Origin of the sequence: Streptomyces sp. IMTB 2501 (assembly GCF_001953885.1) — a bacterium.
Classification (GTDB): domain Bacteria; phylum Actinomycetota; class Actinomycetes; order Streptomycetales; family Streptomycetaceae; genus Streptomyces.
Map to the genome: position 1 here is coordinate 89134 of NZ_MQUS01000017.1, position 21912 is coordinate 111045.

The 21912-nt window shown below is 71.2% G+C and carries 21 protein-coding genes and 2 pseudogenes; 8 read left to right on the plus strand and 15 right to left on the minus strand.

Features of this window, described 5'->3' with window-relative positions:
• Positions 1-106: 106 nt before the first annotated feature.
• The 4 genes from AV521_RS27300 to AV521_RS27315 are packed head-to-tail and all read left to right on the plus strand — an operon-like array spanning position 107 to position 4109.
• Positions 107-1171 carry a M4 family metallopeptidase gene (locus AV521_RS27300; protein WP_076091864.1) on the plus strand — a complete coding sequence of 355 codons (1065 nt, stop codon included), beginning with the start codon at positions 107-109 and terminating at the stop codon, positions 1169-1171.
• A 30-nt stretch (positions 1172-1201) separates the two neighbouring features.
• Positions 1202-1468: a protealysin inhibitor emfourin gene (locus tag AV521_RS27305; protein WP_076091683.1), complete on the plus strand. Its 267-nt coding sequence runs from the start codon at positions 1202-1204 to the stop codon at positions 1466-1468.
• A gap of 59 nt (positions 1469-1527) precedes the next feature.
• Complete coding sequence (locus AV521_RS27310) at positions 1528-2853, plus strand: GH1 family beta-glucosidase (protein ID WP_076091685.1); 1326 nt, start codon at positions 1528-1530, stop codon at positions 2851-2853.
• The gene (locus AV521_RS27315) at positions 2850-4109 is read left to right on the plus strand and encodes an MFS transporter (protein ID WP_076091687.1); all 1260 of its coding nucleotides are present in this window, start codon (positions 2850-2852) and stop codon (positions 4107-4109) included. Before AV521_RS27310 ends, AV521_RS27315 begins: the two co-directional genes overlap by 4 nt.
• Before the next feature lie 16 nt (positions 4110-4125).
• Here AV521_RS27315 and AV521_RS27320 read toward each other — a convergent pair whose 3' ends face one another.
• On the minus strand, positions 4126-4980 hold the full coding sequence (locus AV521_RS27320) for an NAD(P)-dependent oxidoreductase (protein ID WP_076091689.1): 855 nt from the start codon (positions 4978-4980) through the stop codon (positions 4126-4128).
• Between the two features lie 119 nt (positions 4981-5099).
• Between AV521_RS27320 and AV521_RS27325 the strand changes: the two genes are divergently transcribed.
• Positions 5100-5954, plus strand: a complete 855-nt coding sequence (locus AV521_RS27325) for a helix-turn-helix transcriptional regulator (RefSeq protein WP_076091691.1) — start codon at positions 5100-5102, stop codon at positions 5952-5954.
• On the opposite strand, the gene era is transcribed toward AV521_RS27325, so the two are convergent.
• Positions 5951-6904, minus strand: coding sequence for a GTPase Era (era, locus tag AV521_RS27330; RefSeq protein WP_076091866.1), 954 nt, complete (start codon positions 6902-6904; stop codon positions 5951-5953). The two genes, AV521_RS27325 and era, sit on opposite strands and share 4 nt — an antisense overlap.
• 113 nt (positions 6905-7017) lie before the next feature.
• Between era and AV521_RS27335 the strand changes: the two are divergent.
• Positions 7018-8197 (plus strand): annotated as a pseudogene (locus AV521_RS27335) (ammonium transporter).
• Complete coding sequence (locus tag AV521_RS27340; RefSeq protein WP_076091693.1) at positions 8194-8532, plus strand: P-II family nitrogen regulator; 339 nt, start codon at positions 8194-8196, stop codon at positions 8530-8532. The pseudogene AV521_RS27335 and the gene AV521_RS27340 overlap by 4 nt, the downstream one beginning before the upstream one ends.
• On the opposite strand, the gene AV521_RS27345 is transcribed toward AV521_RS27340, so the two are convergent.
• The 5 genes from AV521_RS27345 to AV521_RS27365 all read right to left on the minus strand — a co-directional run bounded on the left by AV521_RS27345 (position 8426) and on the right by AV521_RS27365 (position 12967).
• Positions 8426-9445: a DUF916 domain-containing protein gene (locus AV521_RS27345; protein ID WP_076091695.1), complete on the minus strand. Its 1020-nt coding sequence runs from the start codon at positions 9443-9445 to the stop codon at positions 8426-8428. The two genes, AV521_RS27340 and AV521_RS27345, sit on opposite strands and share 107 nt — an antisense overlap.
• A 71-nt stretch (positions 9446-9516) precedes the next feature.
• The gene (locus AV521_RS27350; RefSeq protein WP_076091697.1) at positions 9517-10854 is read right to left on the minus strand and encodes a beta-xylosidase; all 1338 of its coding nucleotides are present in this window, start codon (positions 10852-10854) and stop codon (positions 9517-9519) included.
• A 164-nt stretch (positions 10855-11018) separates the two neighbouring features.
• Positions 11019-11495, minus strand: a complete 477-nt coding sequence (locus AV521_RS27355; protein ID WP_076091699.1) for a hypothetical protein — start codon at positions 11493-11495, stop codon at positions 11019-11021.
• Positions 11496-11724: 229 nt separating this feature from the next.
• Entirely contained in the window at positions 11725-12078 is a 354-nt protein-coding gene (locus AV521_RS27360) for a cytidine deaminase (protein ID WP_076091701.1), read from the minus strand.
• A gap of 28 nt (positions 12079-12106) precedes the next feature.
• Positions 12107-12967 (minus strand): helix-turn-helix transcriptional regulator, encoded by an 861-nt coding sequence (locus tag AV521_RS27365; protein WP_076091703.1) that lies wholly within the window; start codon positions 12965-12967, stop codon positions 12107-12109.
• A 110-nt stretch (positions 12968-13077) separates the two neighbouring features.
• Between AV521_RS27365 and AV521_RS27370 the strand changes: the two genes are divergently transcribed.
• The gene (locus tag AV521_RS27370) at positions 13078-14523 is read left to right on the plus strand and encodes an MFS transporter (RefSeq protein WP_076091705.1); all 1446 of its coding nucleotides are present in this window, start codon (positions 13078-13080) and stop codon (positions 14521-14523) included.
• Here the strand turns inward: AV521_RS27370 and AV521_RS27375 are convergent.
• The 8 genes and pseudogenes from AV521_RS27375 to AV521_RS27410 form a co-directional block, all read right to left on the minus strand.
• Positions 14508-15047: pseudogene (locus AV521_RS27375) on the minus strand (LD-carboxypeptidase); the annotation flags it as partial. The gene AV521_RS27370 and the pseudogene AV521_RS27375 sit on opposite strands and share 16 nt — an antisense overlap.
• Before the next feature lie 36 nt (positions 15048-15083).
• The gene (locus AV521_RS27380; RefSeq protein WP_076091709.1) at positions 15084-15443 is read right to left on the minus strand and encodes an MmcQ/YjbR family DNA-binding protein; all 360 of its coding nucleotides are present in this window, start codon (positions 15441-15443) and stop codon (positions 15084-15086) included.
• Positions 15440-16726, minus strand: a complete 1287-nt coding sequence (locus AV521_RS27385; protein ID WP_076091711.1) for a hemolysin family protein — start codon at positions 16724-16726, stop codon at positions 15440-15442. Before AV521_RS27385 ends, AV521_RS27380 begins: the two co-directional genes overlap by 4 nt.
• A gap of 16 nt (positions 16727-16742) precedes the next feature.
• Positions 16743-17240: an rRNA maturation RNase YbeY gene (gene ybeY / locus AV521_RS27390; RefSeq protein ID WP_076091713.1), complete on the minus strand. Its 498-nt coding sequence runs from the start codon at positions 17238-17240 to the stop codon at positions 16743-16745.
• Between the two features lie 12 nt (positions 17241-17252).
• A complete protein-coding gene (locus AV521_RS27395) occupies positions 17253-18335 on the minus strand; it encodes a PhoH family protein (RefSeq protein WP_076091715.1) in 1083 nt (360 codons plus the stop codon).
• 134 nt (positions 18336-18469) lie between these two features.
• A complete protein-coding gene (locus AV521_RS27400; protein WP_076091717.1) occupies positions 18470-19627 on the minus strand; it encodes a carbohydrate kinase family protein in 1158 nt (385 codons plus the stop codon).
• Positions 19628-19702: 75 nt separating this feature from the next.
• Complete coding sequence (locus AV521_RS27405; protein ID WP_076091719.1) at positions 19703-20992, minus strand: glucarate dehydratase family protein; 1290 nt, start codon at positions 20990-20992, stop codon at positions 19703-19705.
• Positions 20989-21885: a 5-dehydro-4-deoxyglucarate dehydratase gene (locus tag AV521_RS27410; RefSeq protein WP_079249425.1), complete on the minus strand. Its 897-nt coding sequence runs from the start codon at positions 21883-21885 to the stop codon at positions 20989-20991. The genes AV521_RS27405 and AV521_RS27410 overlap by 4 nt, the downstream gene beginning before the upstream one ends.
• Positions 21886-21912 lie beyond the last annotated feature (27 nt).

A 21912-nucleotide genomic window follows, 5' to 3' on the forward strand; every position in this document is an offset into this window, starting at 1 on the left:
GCGCCGTACCACAATGTCACGGAGCGTGGCGCTCCCTGTCCCGGTATTTCACCAATCATGGTGGCACCTAGTGACATCGAAATCACACAGTGCGATGGTGCGGGGCATGACGACCAACGGGGGCTTCGAGCCCGTCTTCTGCACGATCGTGCCGCCACACCTCCTCGACCAGCTGGCCCGGCACGACGACCCCGCCATCGCCGAGTCCGCCCTGCGCACCCTGGAGCGGGACGCCGCCCAGCGCACCCGGCGCCGGATCACAGCCGTCCGCACGACCGCCGCAGCACCGGCCGCCGCCCCCTCCGACAAGCCGAACCGCACCATCTACGACGCCGGGCACCAGGAGACCCTGCCGGGCAAGAAGGTGCACTCCGAGGACGACAAGCCCGCCAAGGACGCGACCGTGAACCGCGCGCACGCGGGCCTGGGCGCCACCTTCGAGCTGTATCTGAAGGCCTACGGCCGGCACTCCATCGACGGCGCGGGCCTGCCGCTGAACGCGACCGTGCACTACGGCGAGAACTACGACAACGCCTTCTGGAACGGCGACCAGATGGTGTTCGGCGACGGCGACGGCACCACGTTCCTCGACTTCACCATCCCCGTCGACGTGATCGGGCACGAGCTGACCCACGGCGTCACCCAGTACACCGCGAACCTGGACTACTACGGCCAGTCCGGCGCCCTCAACGAGTCGGTCTCGGATGTCTTCGGCTCGCTGATCAAGCAGTACGCCCTCGGCCAGACCGCCGACCAGGCCGACTGGCTGATCGGCGCCGGGCTCCTCGCCCCGAGCGTGCACGGCACCGCGCTGCGCTCCATGAAGGCCCCCGGCACGGCGTACGACGACCCGAACCTGGGCAAGGACCCGCAGCCGGCGAGCATGGACCACTACGTCCGCACCAGCCAGGACAACGGCGGCGTGCACATCAACTCCGGCATCCCCAACCACGCCTTCTACCTGGCCGCCACGGCGATCGGCGGGCGCTCATGGGAGAAGGCCGGACAGATCTGGTACGACGTGCTCACCGGTGGCGAGCTGGCGTCCGGCGCGGACTTCGCGGCCTTCGCCCGGCTCACGGCCGCCGCGGCCAGGTCCCGCTACGGCGAGGGCGAGGAGACGAAGGCCGTCCTCGGCGCCTGGTCGCAGGTCAAGGTGCCGACTTCCTGATTCCGCACCATCCGTACTAGACAGGGACCCATGCGTATTCAGGTACGGCGCACGGGCGGTTTCGCGGGCATCGAGCGCCGGTCCGAGGTGGACACCTCGGACCGGCCCGACGCCCTCACCTGGCAGGCCCTGGCCGAACGCGTCCTCGCGTCCGGCCAGGGCTCCCCGCCGGCCGGCGTCCCGGACGGCTTCCGGTACGAGATCACCGTGGACGGCCGCACGGTGTACGCGGCCGACCCCCGACTCACCGAGGACCAGCGGGAGTTGGTGTCCCGCGTGCTGAGGGAAGGGGCGTGACCACCGGGTTGCCGCCGGGGCATTGACTTCCGTTACCGGGGGTAAGGATGATCCCGGCCATGGCGACTGACGCAGGCGATCCGGCCCCCGCCCCGCTCCCCCGCTTCCCCGGCGGCTTCCTGTGGGGTGTGTCGACCTCGGCCCATCAGATCGAGGGGGCGGCCGGGGAGCGCGAACCCTCCGTGTGGGACGTGTTCACGGCCGAGCCGGGGCGGGTGAAGGACGGTTCGACGGCGGCGGTGGCCTGCGACCACTACCACCGCTACGGCGAGGACGTGGCCCTGCTCGCCGCCCTCGGCGTGGACGCGTACCGCTTCTCGGTCTCCTGGCCCCGCGTGAACTCCCCCGGCGGCCTGGACTTCTACGACCGTCTGGTGGACGAGCTGTGCGGGGCGGGCGTACGGCCCGTGCCCACCCTCTTCCACTGGGATCTGCCCGCCTCACTGGACTGGCTGCGGCGGGACACGGCGGACCGGTTCGCCGAGTACGTGAGCGTGGTGGCCGAGCGCCTCGGCGACCGCGTGAGCAAGTGGATCACCCTCAACGAGCCTGCGGAACACACGCTGCTGGGCCATGCCCTGGGCGCCCACGCTCCCGGCAAGCGGCTCCTCTTCGACGCGCTCCCGGTCGCCCACCACCAGCTCCTCGCCCACGGTCTCGCGGTACGGGCCCTACGCGCGGCCGGCGCGAGCGACATCGGCATCGCCAACTCCCACGGCCCCACCTGGCCCGCCTCCGCCGAACCGGCGGACCGGGAGGCGGCCGGCTTCTACGACCTCCTGCTCAACCGCCTGTTCGCCGAACCGATCATCCTCGGTGAATACCCGGACGGAATGGGCGAGTTGATGCCGGGAGACATGACCGCCGACCTCAAGGTCATCGCCGAGCCCCTCGACTGGTACGGCATCAACTACTACGCGCCGACGAAGGTGGGCGCACCCGGCGGCACCGACAGCGAGTACGGCGGCCTCGCGCTGCCCGCCGAACTGCCCTTCTCGGTGAGGGAGATCGAGGGCCGGCCGACGACCGACTTCGGCTGGCCGATCGTCCCGGAGGGCCTCACCGAGCTGCTGACCGGCTTCCGTGACCGCTACGGCGACAGGCTCCCGCCGATCGTCATCACCGAGAACGGCTGCTCCTACGAGGGCATCGACGACCAGGACCGCGTCGCCTACCTCGACGCCCACATCCGGGCCCTGCACACCGCCCTGGAATCCGGGGTGGACGTGCGCGGCTACTTCGTGTGGTCCCTGCTGGACAACTTCGAGTGGGCCGAGGGCCATGCGCGCCGCTTCGGCCTGGTGCACGTGGACTACGGGACGCTGGAGCGCACCCCGAAGGCCTCCTACCGCTGGTTCCGGGACGTGCTCCGGGCCCAGAGATGACCACGGTCGGCGGTTCGGCCGCCGCTGCCCTGGCTGAGCCGGTCGAACGGGTGGGCCGGGGCTGGACGGCGGCGCTCTCGCTGGCCAACGGCGCGATCTGGGTGGGCTGGTTCGGGCCGCTGCAGATCCTGCTCGCCTCCCAGGCCGGGGACTTCGCGCCCGGCACCGGGATGTCCAAGGAGACGATGCTGGCCTGGGTGACCGGCGCCGGTGCGGTGGTCTCGCTGCTCGCGAACCCGGTCTTCGGTGCCCTGTCCGACCGGACGACGGCCCGCCGGGGCCGCCGTACCCCATGGATCGTGGCCGGGGCGGCGGGCGGCGCGCTGTCCCTGCTGCTGCTCACCGAGGCGGGCGGCGTGTGGTCCATGGCGGCGGCCTGGTGCCTGGTGCAGCTCACGCTGAACGCGGCGTTCGCCGCCGTGACGGCGGCCGTGCCGGACCGGGTGCCCCGGCTCCAACGAGGCGCGGTGGGCGGCTGGCTGGGAGCGGCACAGATTCTGGGGGTGGTCGGCGGCACCGGCCTCGCGACGGCGGCAGGCGGGATCCGGGCCGGGTATCTGGCGTGCGCGGTGTGCACGGCGGCGGGTGTACTGCCGTACGTCCTGCGCTACGAGGATCTGCGGCTGGCCGAGGAGGACCGGCCGCCATGGTCCTGGCGCGGCTTCCTTGCGGGCTTCTGGCTGAGCCCGCGCCGCCACCCCGACCTCGGCTGGGCCTGGCTGACCCGGTTCCTGATCAACCTCAGCAACTCCCTGGTGCTCCTGTACCTCCTGTACTACCTGCGGGACCGCCTGCACCGCCACGACCCCGGTCAGGGGGTGCTGATCCTGACGGCCGTCAACAGCGTGACGCTGATCGCGACCGTCGTGGTGGGCGGGGTGTGGTCGGACCGGGTGGGCCGGCGCAAGCCGTTCGTCGTCTGGTCGGGGCTGCTGATGGCGGTGGCGACGGCGGCGCTGGCCGGCTGGCAGACCTGGCCGGGCGCGATCGTCGCGTCGGCGGTCCTCGGGGTCGGCTTCGGCGTGTTCACCTCGGTCGACTTCGCGCTGATGACGGACGTCCTGCCGAAGGCGCTGGACCGGGGCAAGGACCTCGGTGTGATCAACGTGGCCAACGCCCTGCCCCAGGTCGCGGCTCCCGCCCTCGCCGCGCCGATCGTCACCCACCTGGGCGGCTACCGGGCGCTGTACCTGGTGGCGGCGGTGATCGGGGTGGCGGGGGCGGTGCTGGTGGGGCGGATCAAGGGGGTCGAGTGATGCTTTCCGAAGGGTGTCACAGGGCGCCGGCGTCGCGGGCGGACCAGACGGTCGGGTAGACCGGCCGGAAGCCCAGGTCCCGTCGGATCTTCCGGGTGGACATGATCCCGAACCACGGGTCGGGGTCGGTCCGGGTGTACATCCCGGCGGGCACCTCGACGCCGTTGAGCTGGTGCAGCTCGACGGCCGTGACCGGGGCGTCGTCGGCGATGTTGTGGAGGGGTCCGTTCACCGCCGGTGCGTACAGCAGGCGCAGCAGCCCTTGGGCGACGTCGACATGGTGGGCCATCTGCAGCCGCTGGGCGGAGGCCCAGTTCGCGGCCCAGCGCAGGGAGTCGGCGAGGTGCGGGTCGCCTTCGCCGTAGACGAAGGGAAGGCGGCCGACGCGTACCTCCATGCCGCCCTCCAGCGCCAGCAGCTCCCGTTCCGCCGCCGCCTTGGACTCGGCGTAGGCGCCCCACATCTCGCCGCCGGGCCGGATCTCGTCGTCCTCGGTCATCGGGCGCCCGCGTCCGGTGCCGTACACGACCCCGGTGCTGACTTGCACGAACCGCCGTACGCCGGCGGCCGTCGCGGCCCGCCCGAGGGTCACGGCCGCGTCCCTGTTGACGGCCCAGGCCTCCTCGTCGGGCACCCCACGGAAGGAGGCGGCGATGTTCACGACGGCGTCCACCCCGGCGACGGCCTTGCCGAGCACGTCGTCGTCCCGGAGATCGCCGAGCACGACGTCGGCACCGAGGCCGGCGAAGCGGTCCGCACGGGAGGCGTCCCTGAGCAGGACCCGTACCCTCCCCGGCCGGGTCTGTGCCAGCAGCCTGGGCACGAAGCGGCGTCCCACCTGTCCCGTCGTCCCGGTCACCAATGTCAGCATCGTGTGCTCCTCTCGTCGGTGACCAGCCTCGACCGAGGCGGGAGCGACCGGGAGAGACCTGTTGATCGGGGGATCGACAGTCCCTGGATAAGCCGGGCGGCCTGCCGCACGCTGGAGGGGTGAACCGAGCCGAACTCGCCGATTTCCTGCGCCGTGGCCGCGCCCGGCTGACCCCGTCGGACGTGGGCCTGACGCCGGGTGCCCGGCGTCGCACACCGGGTCTGCGCCGCGAGGAGGTGGCACAGCTTGCGGGCATGTCGGTGGACTACTACACCCGGCTCGAACAGTCCCGGGGTCCGCGCCCGTCCCGCCAGATGCTGACGGCGCTGGCGCGTGCGCTGCGCCTCACCGACGCCGCACACGACCACCTGTTCCATCTGGCGGGCGAGGAGCCGCCGCGCCGCGAGACGGCGTCGGCGCATGTCCGGCCCGGTCTGCTGCTGATCCTGGATCGCCTGTACGACACTCCGGCGCAGCTGGTGAACGACTGCGGTGAGGTACTGGCCCAGAACGCGATGGCCAAGGCGCTGGTCGGCGACATGATGTCCCGGCCCCGGCACGAGCGGAACCTGGTGCGGCGCTTCTTCCTGGACCCGGCCGCGCGCTCGCTCTTCCCGGAGGAGGACCGCGAGCCGCACGGGCGCTCCCATGTGGCCAGCCTGCGCGCGGTGACCGCCGCCCGCCCCGACGACCCGGAACCGGCCGAGCTGGTCGCCGAACTGCGTTCAGCGAGCCGGGAGTTCGCGCTCCTGTGGGACGAACACGAGGTGTCCGTGCGCGACCGGGCGACCAAGCGCTTCCAGCACCCGCTGGTCGGCCTGCTGGAACTGGACTGCGAGGTCATGCTCAGCCACGAACACCACCATCTCCTCGTCGTCCACACGGCCCGCCCGGGAACGGAGTCCCACGAACGGCTTCAGCTGCTGAGGGTGGTGGGGCTGCAGGACATGACCCCACAGCAGGCCGTCGGCTAGAAGCCCAGCCTGCGAAGCTGCTTCGGGTCGCGCTGCCAGTCCTTGGCGACCTTGACGTGCAGGTCCAGGAAGACGGGGGTGCCCAGCAGTGCCTCGATCTGCTTGCGGGACTTGATGCCGACCTCCTTCAGGCGCTTGCCCTTGGGGCCGATGATGATGCCCTTCTGGCTGGGGCGCTCGATGTAGACGTTGGCGTGGATGTCCAGCAGGGGACGGTCGGCCGGGCGGTCCTCGCGCGGGAGCATCTCCTCCACGACCACGGCGATGGAGTGCGGCAGCTCGTCGCGGACGCCCTCCAGGGCCGCCTCGCGGATGAGTTCCGCGATCATGACCTGCTCGGGCTCGTCCGTGAGGTCGCCCTCGGGGTAGAGGGCCGGGCCCTCGGGGAGGAGCGGGATCAGGAGGCCGGCCAGCAGATCCACCTGCTTGGCCCCCACCGCCGACACCGGGACGATCTCCGCCCACTCGATGCCCAGCTCCTGGCCCAGCTGGTCGATCGCGATCAGCTGCGCGGCGAGGGCCTTGGAGTCGACGAGGTCGGTCTTGGTGACGATGGCGACCTTCGGCGTCTTCTTGATCCCGGCCAGCTCCTTCGCGATGAAGCGGTCACCGGGGCCGATCTTCTCGTTCGCGGGAAGGCAGAAGCCGATCACGTCCACCTCGGCCCACGTCGTCCGTACGACGTCGTTGAGCCGCTCGCCGAGCAGTGTGCGCGGCTTGTGGAGCCCGGGGGTGTCCACGAGGATCAGCTGGGCGTCGGGCCGGTGCACGATCCCGCGTACCGTGTGCCGCGTCGTCTGCGGCTGGTTCGCGGTGATGGCCACCTTCTGCCCGACCAGAGCGTTCGTGAGGGTGGACTTGCCCGCGTTGGGGCGGCCCACGAAGCAGGCGAAGCCGGCGCGGTGGACGGTCTCGGCCGGCTCTTCGGATGACGGGGTACGAACGCTCATGCCGTTCATTGTCCCTGATCCACGAGGCCCGACCGCACCGTGCGGTCCCCGGCCCCCGAGTGAACACCGGCGACACCGCCTGGCTGCTCGCCGCGACCGCTCTCGTCCTGCTGATGACACCGGGCCTGGCCCTGTTCTACGGCGGCATGGTCCGCACGAAGAGGGTCCTCAACATGCTGATGATGAGCTTCGTGTCGATCGCCCTGGTCACGGTGGTGTGACTGGCGGCCGGCTACTCCCTCGTCTTCGGGGACGACGCCTTCGCGGGGCTCATCGGCACCCTGGGCCACGCCGGTATGAGCGGCCCGGGCCCGGGAAGCGTGCACGGCACGGACCCCGCCCTCCTCTTCACCACCTTCCAGCTGACCTTCGCGATCATCACCGCCGCGCTGATCAGCGGTGCGGTCGCCGACCGGACGAGCTTCTCGGCATGGCTGGTCTTCGTGCCGCTCTGGACCCTGCTCGTATACGTTCCGGTCACCCACTGGGCGTGGGGCCCGGGTGGCTGGATCCGGGACAAGCTCGGCGCGCTCGACTTCGCGGGCGGTCTGCCGGTCGAGATCACCTGCGGCGCCTCCGGTCTCGCCCTGTGCCTGGTCCTCGGCCCCCGCCTCGGCTTCAAGAAGGACGCCATGCGTCCGCGCAACCTGCCCATGGTGATCCTGGGCGCCGGTCTGCTCTGGTTCGGCTGGTTCGGCTTCAACGCGGGCTCGGCGCTGGGCGCGAACGGGCCGGCGGCCGCCGCATTCCTCGAACACCCTCGCGGCCGGCCGCACCGGTCTGCTCGGCCGGCTCTTCGTCGAGCAGAAGCGCGACGGCCACCCCACCACCCTGGGCGCCGCCTCCGGCGCGGTCGCCGGCCTGGTCGCCATCACCCCGTCCCGCGGCACGGTCTCCCTGCTCGGCGCGCTGGTCGTCGCCGTCGCCGCGGGTGTCGTCCGAAGTTACGCGGTGAGCTGGAGGTTCAAGCCGAACTACGACGACTCCCCGGACGTCGTAGGCGTCCACCTGGTCGGCGGCGTCATCGGCACCCTGCTGATCGGCCTGTTCGCCCAGAAGGCGATGACCGGCGGCACGGAGGGCCTCTCCTACGGCGGCGGGCTCACCCCGCTCGGCAAGCTGCTGGACAAGGCGATGGGCTTCAGGGCGAGCGAGGAGCAGGAGCACACCGGCCTGGACCTTACGGTGCACGCCGAGACGGCATACGATCACGGCGTCCTGGGCCACGGCGCCCCGGTCTCCCACTCCGTCCTCAGTACAGCCAGCACGCAGAAGGTCGACACCCAGGCATGAAGCTCATCACCGCGATCGTCAAGCCGTACCGTCTGGACGCGGTCAAGACCGCCCTGCAGGAGCTGGGCGTGCACGGTCTGACCGTGACCGAGGCGAGCGGCTACGGCCGGCAGCGCGGCCACACCGAGGTGTACCGGGGGGCCGAGTACCGGGTCGACCTGGTGCCGAAGGCGCGTATCGAGGTCGTGGTGGAGGACGCGGACGCCGACGCCGTGATCGACGCGATCGTCAGTGCCGCGCGGACGGGGAAGATCGGGGACGGGAAGGTGTGGGCCGTGCCCGTGGAGACGGTCGTACGCGTGCGGACCGGCGAACGCGGCCCCGACGCGCTCTGACCAGCAGCACCCCGGCCGCCACCCCCGCGACGCACACCAGCGCCACGACGAGCCACGGCAGCGCGAGGAAGGTGGCGCTCGCCGACTGCCGGGTGCCCGGCGCGCTCGCGGTCAACGTCACGTCGGCCCGGTCGAGTTGGGGCGCCCCCCGCCAGGTCTCGGTGAGCCGGACCCGCTGTCCCGGCAGCAGCTCGGAGGGCACCCGGGTCAGCCGGCGGTCGAGCAGCGTACGGCCGAACAGCCCGCGCACCGTCAGCTCCACCTTGGGGTCGAGGGTGACGTTTCCGGTGTTGTGCAGGGTGTAGGAGACGGTGGCCGTACCGGCACCGAACCCCGGGATCAGGGGCTGGTGATGGCTGATGTGCACCTGCCCGACGGAGAGCGCGGGCAATGCGGGCCCGCCGACCCGGAGGTAGACACGGGCGCCGACGGCCCGCTGCACACCGAGCGCGAGCCTGCCGCTGCCGGGGTCGACCTGTTCGTCGAGGGCGACGACGGCACCCGGATGGTCACCGGGCTCGGCCCCTTCCGGAACGTGCAGGGTGAAGGGCACGGTGACGGTCGTACGCCCGGGCACGGTGACCCGGGACTGCGCGAGCCGGGCCCAGGCGCCCACCCCGAGCATCCGCTCCCGCACGGTCCGCACGGCGAAACCGCCGTCGCGGGCGGTGTTGTAGGCGTCGGCCGCGTAGAGCCGGAAGGTGAGCGGCTCACCGGTCCTGTTCTGGACGGCGACCTTGTCGGTGAGGGTCTGGCCGGGTTCGGCCGAGAGGTAGAAGCAGGGCCGCGCGGCGACCTTCGAGGCGACCGGGTAGACGGACCAGCTGCCGTTGTCGGCGGCATGGGCGGGCACGGCGGTGAGGCCGAGGAACAGGCCGAGGAGGCTGAGGAGGCGGACGTACGGCTTGCGCATGGGTGCGGACCCCCACGGACGGGAGACATGACGTAGAACGGGACAACGGGCGGGTGCGGACGCCCCTGCGCTCAGGTGAGCGTCAGCGTGAGCACGCCGGAGTACGCGCCCGGAGGTGTGAACGCCGGTACGTCCAGGGAGAGTCCGGCGTCCACGGTGAACTCACCGCCGGTGAGCGTGCCGTCGGCGGTCTGTGCGAGGGTCGCTCCCGAGGCACCCAGGGAGCCCGCCGAGCCGGCCTTGCAGGTGCTGGGGCTGCCGGGCTTGGTCGCGCAGGCGGGGGTCCAGCTGAGCCTGCCCGCGTCGATCTTGGCTCCGGGACCGGTGAGGTCGGTGACCTTGCCGGTGAGCGACCAGCCGGCCGGTCCGCCACGGAAGTCCTTGACGGTGACGGTCTGCAGCGCGCCGGTGGAGGCCCCGCCCTTGCCGAAGTCGACCGCCGACAGCGCGACGGAGTCCCCGGCCTGGGACATGGACAGCGTGCCCGCCCTGACGGTGGTCGTCAGCTTCTGACTGCCCGGTGGAACGGGCGAGTTGTCGTTGACGACGTAGGCCGCGGGCCCGGCCCCGTTGTCCGCACTCCAGGAGCCGCCCTCGTAGGCCACGATCCCGGTGGTCGTCTTGTCCTTGACGACCAGAGAGCCGCTGAAGGCCCCCTGCGCGTCGGCGGTCACCGTGGCGGTGTCCGCGGTCTGGTTGCCCCCGGCCCGTCCGGCCAGCGTGACGGTGGCACCCGGCGTGAAGTTCGTACCGCTGACGGCGACACTCGCACCCGGATCACCGGAGGCCGAACTCAGTGAGATGGCCCGGGTGTTGGCCGGAGTTCCAGCGCTCGCCGTGACGGTCTCCGACACCGGGGCGGGCGGGGTGGTGACCGTACAGGGGGTGTCCAGCTCCAGGATGTAGCTGGTGTGGATGTTGTAGTCGCCGGGCGAGAGGGTGATCTGGCCGGGCTTGGTGACGGTGAACGTGCCGGTCATCGAGAAGGACGGGAAGGCGGCCTTCCCCGGCACCGGCGGATTCTTCTTGGGCCCCGCGACGGTCACGTCCCCCGACTGGGCACCCCCGAGGGTGACCTTCCCGGTCGGGGTCATGATGTCGGCCGGCAGGGCGAGATCGGTGGGATTGCTGGCGGCGGCGGTGACCACGGTGTAGGTCACGGTGACGGTGTCGCCGACCTTCGGGGTGGTGTTGTCCACCGACACGTTGGCGGTCGTGGTGCCGTCGATCGGCGGGATGCCCGCCACGGCGGGCGGGATGCAGTGCGTGGCGAAGTTCACGTTCGTACCGGCGGCACCGGCCGGGAAGGCCAGCGCGCCGCCCGCGGTGACCGCGAGCGCGGTCGCCCCGAACAGTGAGCTCCAGCGCCACCGCCGGGATCTTCGTGATCTTGGGGGTGTCGAACCCATGGGGCCCCCTCCTGAGGGTTGTGGGCGCAGCGGCTCATCTGCGCCGACAGGGGGCATTGATGTGGAGCGGGGGTGAGAAGTCAATGGAGATGCCGCAGAAATCTGACGGATCATCAGTTTCTGCGGCATCCAGGGGACTTCCGTCCGGAACCGGAACAGATCGCTCAGTCGAAGACGAAGGGGCCGGGCGCCTGCGGCCCGTTGGCCGTGCACGTCACGGTGACCCCGAAGATCACCATCTTCAGCGAGCCGCCGCCCGCGTCGAGGCTGTCACCGGAGGCGACGGTACCGGGGAGCGGGCCGACGCTGACCGGGTCGCCGGCCTTCATGGCGGGGTTCTTCGTCCCGCTGAAGACGACCGAGCCGCCACCGGCCTTGGCCATGGTGAGGGTGGAGGAGATGGAGTCCTGGGCGACCGCGACCGGCGCGCTGATCGCGGAGGAGCTGAGGGTGATGGCGGCCGAGGTGCCGCTCTGGGTGGCGGTGAGCGTGGCCGTACCACCGCCGAAGACGCCGCAGCTCGCGGAGATGGTCGCCGACTGTGGGGTGACGGCGGCCGCGGTGGGTGCGAAGGCGAGTCCGGTGACCGCGAGGGCCCCGGCGGCCAGTGCCGCACCCGTTGCCGTGCGCTTGCCTCTCATGGAGATCCGCTTCCCTTCCCTGTGGGGAGTGCCGTGTGGGGGGACGCCGACGGGTGAAGAGGCCCGAGCAGGCGAGTGCGGACGCCGCGTCGGCGGTGCGGATCTGACGACCCGTCGGAACTTACGGCTTTATTGATGCGCAGGAGCAAGGACTCAACAAGGTTGAATTCCAGCCGACCTGCCGTTCGGCCGGTACCTGCTCAACGGGATACCGGCCCACGCGCACGGCTCAGCCGGCGGAGACGGTCAGCCGCACAGCCCCGTCCAGCCCGGCGAGCAGCACCGGCGTCCCCGCACCCCCGAGGTCGGAAACGGCGGCCAGATCCTCGGCCGGCACGGACTCCGCCTCGCTCACCACCGCCGCCGCCTCCAAGGACTTCGCCCCCGACGCCACGGCCATGGCCACGGCCGTACGCAGCGCGCTCAGCCGCAGCGAGGCCAGCTCCACCGACCCGGCGACATACGTCCGCCCGGTCTCGTCCCGTACGGCCGCACCCTCCGGCACGCCGTTACGGGCCCGCGCGGAACGGGCCAGAGTCACGATCTTGCGGTCCTCGGGATCAAGCGCGTTGCTCTCGGTCATGCCCAGAGCATACGAAGCCCGGCCCCGTTCACCCCGCCACGGGGTACATCGCGCCCCGGCGGCCCTCCGGGGAAGCCAGCCATTCCAGCTTTTCCGCGGTGTTCGCCTCGTCCAGGGGGGTGTGCAGCACGATCATCAGATCGGGGCGGACCGGGACCTTCAGTACCGTCGACTCCACGACCAGCAGTCCGGCCAGCGGATGGTCCAGTTCCTTGCGCACCTGCCCCTGGTCCTCGATGTCCCGCTCCGCCCACAGCTGAAGGAACTCGGGGCTGCGCTCGGACACCTCGGCGAGGACCTCCCGGAACCCCTCGTCGTCCGGCCGCGCCGCACACGCGGCCCGGAACTGCGCCACGACCGTACGCGCGTTCCGCTCCCAGCTGTGGCTGCGCGCCCGGTACAGCGGATCGACGAAGAAGTCGATCAGGCAGTTCTGCGTGACGTCCGGCCGCATGCCGAGCACGATCGCGGCCGCGTCGTTGTACATCACGCAGTTGTAGTACAGGTCCATGATGTGCGCCGGATACGGCATCCAGGTGTCGATCAGCCGCCGCAGCCCGTCACACATGTCCCGCTTCTCCGGCGCCACTTCGGGCGCCGGCGGGTTCATCCCGGCCAGCAGATACAGGTGCCGGCGCTCGGCGTCGCTCAGCCGCAGCACCCGGCCGACGGCGTCGAGCACCGACGGCGAGACGGAGATCTCCCGCCCCTGCTCCAGCCACTGGTACCAGGAGGCGCCCACCCCGGCGAGCACCGCGACCTCCTCCCGGCGCAGTCCGGGCGTACGGCGCCGGCCGCCGCCCACGGGCAGTCCGGCCTCCTCCGGGCTGACCCGGGCCCGCCGGCTCATCAGGAACTCGCGCAGCTCGTTGCGCCGTTCACTCTTCATCGCCCCCGCTGCAGGCACGTAGCCGCTCCTCCCCCGTCGTGTCTGGTGGTCCCACCACCACCATAAGTTCCGACTCCCCACCGGTATTCCGCACGCCCGAAGCTCAGGACATGGCGATCGACACCACCACTCCGACCACCCGCTCCACGGGCGTACCGCTCGACAGCCCCCGGTTGTCGACGCGTGACAAGCTGGTCCTGTTCGTGCTGTGCGCGGCCCAGTTCATGGTCGCGCTGGACTTCTCCGTGCTGAACGTGGCCCTGCCCGAACTCGGCACCGACCTCGGCATGAGCCGCTCCGCCCTGCAGTGGGCGGTCACCGCGTTCGCGCTGCCCTCCGGCGGCTTCCTGCTGCTCTTCGGCCGCATCGGCGACCTGTACGGCCGCCGGAAGCTGTTCCTGACCGGCCTGGCCCTGTTCGGCGCGGCCTCGCTGCTGGCGACCCTGGCCTGGGACCCGGCGTCCTTCCTGGCCGGGCGGGCGCTGCAGGGCCTGGGCGCGGCGGCGATCGTGCCGACGGCCATGTCCCTGCTCACCACCACCTTCCCGGAGGGCCCGGCCCGCGATCGCGCCCTCGGCATCGCCGGCACGGTGATGTCGCTGGGCTACACGGTCGGCATGGTCGCGGGCGGCATGCTCACCGACACGCTCGGCTGGCGCTCCACGATGGCCCTGCTCACCGTGTCCGCGCTGATCGTGCTCCCCCTCGCCCCCGGTCTGCTGCCGGAGTCCCGCACCCCGGACCGCCCGCGCCTCGACGTGCCCGGCGCGATCACCGTCACCGCGGGTCTGCTCTCCCTGATCTACGCCCTGTCCACGGCCGCCGACCACGGCTTCGGCCGCGCGGACGTCCTCGTCACCCTGGTCGCCGGTCTGCTTCTGCTGGCCGTGTTCACGGTCGTCGAGTCCCGTACGGCCGCTCCCCTGGTCTCGCTGCCCATGCTGCGCCGCCGCACGGTGGCCTGGGGCAATGTGGGCGGTCTGGTCACCTTCTCGATGATGTCGACGGTGATCTTCGTCCTGACCCTGTACCTCCAGGAGATCCTGCGGCTGTCGGCGTTCGAGACGGGTCTGGTCTTCGGCGTCCAGGGCGTGCTGTCGGCGATCGCCGGCTCGCTCGCCCCGAGGGTGATCGGCCGCTTCGGTGCCCGCCGCACCCTGGTCGGCTCGCTGGCCGGCCAGGGCGCGCTGATCGCGGTCCTGCTCCTGCTGGACTCCCACGGCTGGTCGGTCTGGCTCGCCACGGCGGCCGTGTCCCTGGCGAGCATGTTCCACCTGGGCGCGATCATCTCGTACGGCCTGACCGTCACCTCCGGCGTCCCGGACGAGGAGCAGGGCCTGGCCACCGGTCTGGTGACCTCCACCCAGCAGGTCGGCATCACGGTCGGTATCCCGCTGCTGGGCGTGCTGGCCACCACGTCGCACGACCTGCTGAGCGGCGTCCACACGGTCCTCGCCCTGGACGCGGCGATCGTCCTGGCCGCGGCCGTCCTGGTCGGCCTTGGCCTGCGCCAGGGTCGGAGCAGCGGCCGGCACACGGGTCAGCCCAGGGTCTGAACGATCTCGCTCCGCGCGGCCGTGTGCACCACACGGCCGCGCGCGCCGTTGACCAGCGGAAGGAAGGGCGCGACATGCCCGCACTCGACATCGGCGGCGATCGGCACCCCGAGCGGGCCGAGCGCGTCGAGGACGGCCTCGTACTGGGTGAGGGTACGGCTGTCGGGGTGGGTCCGGCCGACGAGGACGGCGGCGGCCCGGTCGAAGAACCCGGCGAGCCGCATGCCGTGCAGGTGGCGGCAGATGGTGAACGCCTTGTCCTCGCAGGCCTCGGCATGGACGAGCAGCGACTCGTCCCCGGCGCACCGCGAGGTGTCGAGGTACGGCGTGTCCATGAGGTTGTTGCCGTGCACGGCCGCGATCCCGGTGCGCAGGGTCAGCGGGGTGATGACCGTCGACATGTCCGAGTGGCCGACGCCCCAGGTCGGCTCGGCCCGCCCTCTCGCCTCGAAGTCGAGCGACGGCAGCAGATCGATCGCCAACTCCCCGCCCCAGGGAGGCACCACGGCCCGGATCGCGGCATCGAGACCGGCAAGGCGATCAAGGCCGGTCCAGCGGCTCTACGGCCGGTCCAGCCGCAGTCGCTCCGCTCTCGGCAGTCCCGCGACGACGAGGTCGTACGAGTCCTCGATCAGCTCCTTCAGCAGCCGTTCGGGCAGGTCGCCGTCGACGGTCACGGTGTTCCAGTGCCGCTTGTTCATGTGATATCCGGGGACGATCAGCCCTTCGTGCTCGCCCCGCAGTCTGACGGCGTCCTCGGGCTCGCACTTCAGGTTGATCGTCAGGGGCTCCCCGTCCAGCCTGCTCAGGGCGAACATCTTGCCCAGCACCTTGAAGACCGAGGTCTCCGGGTTGAACGGGAAGTCCTCCTCGGCCGCGTTGAAGGACAGGCAGAAAGCGCGCAACTCCTGAGGTGTCACTCGGGTTTCTCCTCCTCGGCGGGTTCCACCAGGACCGTGACGATCTTGTTCCGGCGTCCGGTCGCGGCCTCCGCCGTGAGCTTCAGCCGGCGTTCGTCGGGCAGTTCGACCTCGGCGGACGCGCCCGCGATGGGCACGCGGCCGAGGGCCTTGGCGAGCAGTCCGCCGACGGTCTCCACGTCCTCGTCGTCGTACTCCTCCAGGCCGTACAGCTCGCCGAGGTCGGTGATGTCGAGACGGGCGGTGACCCTGTAGCGGTCGTCACCGAGATCCTCCACGGGCGGGAGTTCCCGGTCGTACTCGTCGGTGATCTCGCCGACGATCTCCTCCAGGATGTCCTCGATGGTGACGATGCCGGCCGTGCCGCCGTACTCGTCGATGACGACGGCGACGTGATTGCGTTCCTTCTGCATCTCGCGCAGCAGGTCACCGGCGTTCTTGGTGTCCGGCACGAAGACGGCCGGCCGCATGGCCGTGGAGACCAGGTCGCTCTCGGCGTCCCGGCTGATGTGTGTCTTGCGGACCAGGTCCTTCAGATACACGATCCCGACGATGTCGTCCTCGCTCTCACCGGTGACCGGGATCCGGGAGAACCCGGAGCGCAGGGCGAGCGTGAGGGCCTGGCGGATGGTCTTGTACCGCTCGATGACGATCAGGTCGGTGCGGGGGACCATGACCTCGCGCACGAGCGTGTCGCCCAGCTCGAAGACGGAGTGCACCATGCGGCGCTCCTCATCCTCGATCAGCGACTCCTTCTCGGCGAGGTCGACCAGCGCGCGCAGCTCGGCCTCGGAGGCGAACGGGCCACGCCGGAAGCCCTTGCCGGGCGTGAGCGCGTTACCGATGAGGATGAGGAGCGACGGGATCGGGCCCATCACACGGGCGAGCGGCAGCAGGACGTACGCCGCCACCGTCGCCGTGTTCAGCGGGTGCTGGCGGCCGATGGTGCGCGGGGAGACCCCGACGGCGACGTACGACACGAGCACCATGACCCCGATGGCGACCAGCAGGGCCTCCCAGGTGGCGGTGAACTCCTGCAGACAGGCGTACGTCACCAGGGCCGCGGCCGCCATCTCGCAGGCGACGCGGACCAGCAGGGCCACATTGAGATAGCGGGTGGGGTCGGCGGCGACCTGGGCGAGTTTCGCGCTGCCGCGCCGGCCCGACTTGACGGCCTCCTCGGCGCGGAAGCTGGAGACGCGCGCGATGCCCGCCTCCGCGCAGGCGGCGAGCCAGGCGACGACGACCAGCGCGATCGCGCCGACCACGATCTGCGGAGACATGGAAGAACCGATCCGCTTATGAGACGGTCGGCGCCGGCGACGGCCCGGTCAGCCCGCGCTCGGCCCGCCACCCGTCGACGATGGCGGCCTGGAGCCCGAACATCTCGGCCTTCTCGTCGGGCTCCTCGTGGTCGTACCCGAGCAGGTGCAGCACGCCATGGACGGTGAGCAGCTGAAGCTCCTCGTCCATGGAGTGCTGCGTCGGGGCTTCCGTCCCCTGCTTGGCGGCGACCTCCGGGCAGAGCACGATGTCGCCGAGCAGCCCCTGCGGCGGCTCGTCGTCGTCCTTCGACGGCGGCCGCAGCTCATCCATCGGGAACGACATGACATCGGTCGGCCCGGGCAGGTCCATCCACTGGATGTGCAGCTGCTCCATGGCGTCGGCGTCCACGACGATCACCGAGAGCTCGGAGAGCGGGTGGATGCGCATCCGCGCGAGCGCGTAGCGGGCGATGTCCAGGATCGCCTGCTCGTCTACCTCGGTGCCGGATTCGTTGTTGACGTCGATCGACATGGCCGTGCTGGTCTACTTCCCCTTGGAGCCCTTGGCGCCGGACTTGCCACGGCCGCCCTTGTGGGTGCCGTTCTCGGTGCCGTGCTTGCTGTCGTACATCTCGTACGCGTCGACGATACGGCCCACCAGCTTGTGCCGTACGACATCGTGGGACGACAGCCGGGAGAAGTGGACGTCCTCCACACCCTCCAGGATCTCCTGCACCTGCCGCAGACCGGACTTGGTGCCGTTCGGCAGGTCGACCTGGGTCACGTCACCGGTGATGACGATCTTCGAGTCGAAGCCGAGGCGGGTGAGGAACATCTTCATCTGCTCGGGGCTCGTGTTCTGGGCCTCGTCCAGGATGATGAAGGCGTCGTTGAGCGTACGGCCACGCATGTAGGCGAGCGGCGCGACCTCGATCGTCCCGGCGGCCATCAGCCGTGGGATGGAGTCCGGGTCGAGCATGTCGTGCAGCGCGTCGTACAGCGGGCGCAGGTAGGGGTCGATCTTCTCGTAGAGCGTGCCGGGCAGAAAGCCGAGCCGCTCACCGGCCTCCACCGCGGGGCGGGTCAGGATGATCCGGTTGACCTGCTTGGACTGCAGGGCCTGAACGGCCTTGGCCATGGCCAGGTAGGTCTTGCCGGTACCGGCGGGGCCGATGCCGAACACGATGGTGTGTTTGTCGATCGCGTCGACGTACCGCTTCTGGTTGAGGGTCTTCGGGCGGATGGTGCGGCCCCGCGAGGACAGGATGTTCTGCGTCAGCACCTGTGCCGGGGTCTCCGGGCCGTCGCTCGTCCCGTTGTCGCTCGCCTTGAGCATGGCGATCGAGCGTTCCACTGCGTCCTCCGTCATCGGCTGCCCGGTGCGGAGCACCAGCATCATCTCGTCGAACACGCGCGAAATGAGGGCGACATCGCTGGGGTCACCGATCGCGCTGATCTCATTGCCCCGGACGTGGATGTCGGCCGCCGGGAAGGCCCTCTCGATCACACGCAGGAGGGAGTCGCCGGAACCCAGCACGGTCACCATGGGGTGCTGGGCGGGGACGGTGAACTGCGCTCTCGCCTGCTCCTGCGCGGGGGTGGTGTGAGCTGTGGGTGTCTGTGTCATGGGCCGGCGCTGAAGGCCTGCGCTTCCTCCTCGTCACGGCCGCCTGGCTGAGGACGGCCTCGCGACTCCAGGGTACGACGGTGCACAGACAAGCCCGTAGGCCTTTTCGACGGTCGGTTTTTCCTCTGGCTACGTCAGCTGGAGCGGCGGAAACCGATCGTCGGTACCGCTCGCCGCAACGGCCACGGCCGATCCAGTTCCTCCGGCACCAGCCCCTCAAGGAACTCATACCTGTGCAGCGCCGCCGGATCCTGCCCCGGCAGGGCCTGCACGCGCCGCCACCACGCCCCGATCTCCGACCACCCGGGCGCCGACAGCGACCCCCCGAACTCCTGCACCGACAGGGCCGCCGTGAGCCCGGCGAAGGCCAGCCGGTCCGCCAGCGGCCACCCCGCCAGGGACCCGGTCACGAACCCGGCGACGAACACGTCCCCCGCCCCCGTCGGATCCAGCGCCTCCACGGCGATCGCCGGCACCTCCGCCGCCTCCCCGGTACGCCGGTCCACCGCGTACGCCCCCTCGGACCCCAGCGTCACCACGGCCACCGGCACATGATCGGTCAAGGCATGCGCGGCGATCCGCGGACAGTCCGCCCCGGTGTACCGCTTCGCCTCCTCCGCGTTCGGCAGAAACGCCTCGCAGTGCTCCAGATCGGCCAGCCCGGCGAGATCCCACGCCCCGGTGTCGTCCCAGCCGACGTCGGCGAAGATCCGGGTGCCCTCGCGCGCGGCGGCAGCGATCCACGGCGCGCGCATGCCCGGCGTCAGCGAGGCCACGGCCGCCCGCGCGCGGGGCACGCGGTCCCGGGCCCGCTCCTGGAGGAACGCGGCCTGAGGCGGCGGCTCGTGCCCGTGCGACACCATCGTCCGCTCGCCCTCGTACGCCATGGACACGGTCACCGGTGAGTGCCAGCCGGGCACGGTCCGTGACGCCGACAGATCGATGCCCTCGCCCTGTTCGAGCGCGTCCCAGCAGTACTCGCCGTAGTGGTCGTCCCCGAAGGCCGCCGCGAGGGAGGTCTTCAGCCCGAGCCGGGCCAGGGCCGTGGCCATGTTGGCGACCCCGCCGGGGCTGGAGCCCATGCCCCGGGCCCAGGACTCGGTGCCGCGTACGGGCGCCGAGTCCAGGCCGGTGAAGATGATGTCGAGGAAGACCGTGCCCGTCAGACAGACGTCCCAGGGCGGGTCGCCCGGCTCGCGCAGCGCCGCGAGCGGATCGACCTGGGCCCGGCAGGGCGCGGCCTGGGTGAGGTGTTCCGGTTCCTCTCCGGTGATCGTGTGCGACGGGGTCACGGTGCGCTCCCTGGCGTGGTGCGGATCTGGCCAGTGTGCACCACTCAGCGCGCCGTGCAGCGGGTTAACAGCTGCTTACCAGCGGGGCATCACCGGTTGCCGCCAGCCCGGTTCGGCCACCCGCATCGCCGCAGCGTCGTCGCGGTCCCGCAGCGAGCCGTCGTCCTCGGCCCACCGCCGGTGCAGCCGGGCCAGTTCGTCCCGGTCCAGCTCGACACCGAGACCGGGGGCGTCCGGCACCACGACCCTCCCGTCGGTGAAGCCGGGCCGTTCGGTGAGGACGTCCTCGGACTGCCAGGGGTAGTGGGAGTCGCACGCGTGATGCAGTCCGGGGACGGTGGCCGCGACCTGGGTCATCGCGGCGAGGCTGATCCCGAGGTGGGTGTTGGAGTGCATCGAGATCCCGACCCCGAACGCGGCGCAGATCGCGGCGAGTTCGCGGGTGTTGCGCAGCCCGCCCCAGTAGTGGTGGTCGGAGAGCACGACCTGCACGGCGTCGCGGGTGAACGCATCCTTGATCTCCCCGAAGGTGGTCACGCACATGTTGGTGGCGAGCGGCACATCGGTCCCCGCGGCCACCTCGGCCATCGCGGGCGTCCCGAGCGTCGGGTCCTCCAGGTACTCCAGGACGTCGCCGAGTTCCTTCGCCACCTTCAGGGACGTCTCCACCGACCAGGCGCCGTTGGGGTCGAGACGCAGCGGGTGCCCGGGGAAGGCCTCGGCGAGGGCCCGTACGGCGGCGATCTCCTCGTCGGGCGGGAAGACACCGCCCTTGAGCTTGAACGATCCGAACCCGTGCCGCCGCCGCAGCTCCCGCGCCTGTGCCACGACGCCGGCCGGATCGAGCGCGGCACCCCAGTCGTCGGGCTCGGCCGGCACGCCCGCCGGGTGCGCGGCCGGCTTGTAGAACAGGTAGGCGCTGTACTCGACGGCGTCCCTCAGCTTGCCGCCGAGCAGCGCGTGCACCGGCAGTCCGAGCGCCTTGCCCTGGGCGTCCAGGCAGGCGACCTCGAAGGCGGACAGCACCGACAGCCGCAGCTTGTCGGCGCTCTGCACCCCGCGCAGCCCGCCGGCGTCCACTTCGCCGTCGACCCGCGAGTCGTCGACGCCGAGGTCGATCGCGAACAGCGCGTTCACGTCCATGACCGACCGTCCGGTGAGCCGCGCGGCGAGCGGGCGGGCCAGTTCCAGGTACTTGGTGTCGCCGTAGGTCTCGCCGAGCCCGGTGATCCCGTCGGCCGTGACGATCTCCACGATCAGCCGGGGGGTGTACGGCTGGTGCACGCCCTGGGTGTTGAGCAGCGGCGGGTCGGCGACCAGGATCGGCGTCAGGCGTACCTCGGCGATGGTCAGGTCACGGGTCACAGGGAGGCTCCTACGAGGTCGAGTCCGGCGGTGAGCAGGGCCTTGAGGTCGGCGAGGTCGGCGGGCGCGGGGTCGGTGAGCGGGGCGCGCACGGGTCCGACGCGCTGTCCGCGCAGCCGGGCCGCCGCCTTGACCAGGGACACGGCGTATCCGGGCGCGCGGTCGCGCAGTTCGACGAACGGGACGTAGAACTCCCGCAGCAGCTTGTCGGCCGTACCCTCCTGCCTGTCCCGGAGCGCGGCGAAGAATGCGCCGGCGATCTCCGGGGCGAAGGCGTGCACGGCGGAGGAGTAGGCGGGGACGCCGACGGCGGCGTAGGCGCGGGCCTGGATCTCGGCGGTGGCGGCGCCGTTGAAGAAGAGGAAGCCGTCGGGGGCGGCGAGGGTGAGGCGCTGGAGCCGGTCGAGGTCACAGTGGCCGTCCTTGACGCCGATGACGTTCGGGATACGGGCGATACGCCGCAACACGCCCACCGTATAGGCGACTTGGCCGCGCTGGTAGGCGATCAGCGGCAGCCGGGTGCGTTCGGCGAGCCGCTCCAGCTGGGCGGCGAGGCCGTCCTGCGGGGCGTCGACCAGGTAGTGCGGCAGCACCAGCAGGGCGTCGGCGCCGGCCTCCTCGGCGATCCGCGCGAACCGGGCGGCCTGGGCCCAGCCGTACCCGGTCCCGGCCACGACCGGCACCTTTCCGGCCGCCTCCGCGACGGCGATGCGGACGACGGTCCGGTACTCCTCCTCGTCCAGCGAGAAGAACTCCCCGGTGCCGCAGGCGGGGAAGACGGCGCCGGGCCCGGCGGCGAGCCTGCCTGCGACATGGGCGCGGAAGCCGTCGGGATCGAGGGAGCCGTCGTCATGGAACGCGGTCAGCGGGAAGGACAGCACCCCGCGCGCCATCCCCTCCCGAAGCCGCCGCGCCACACC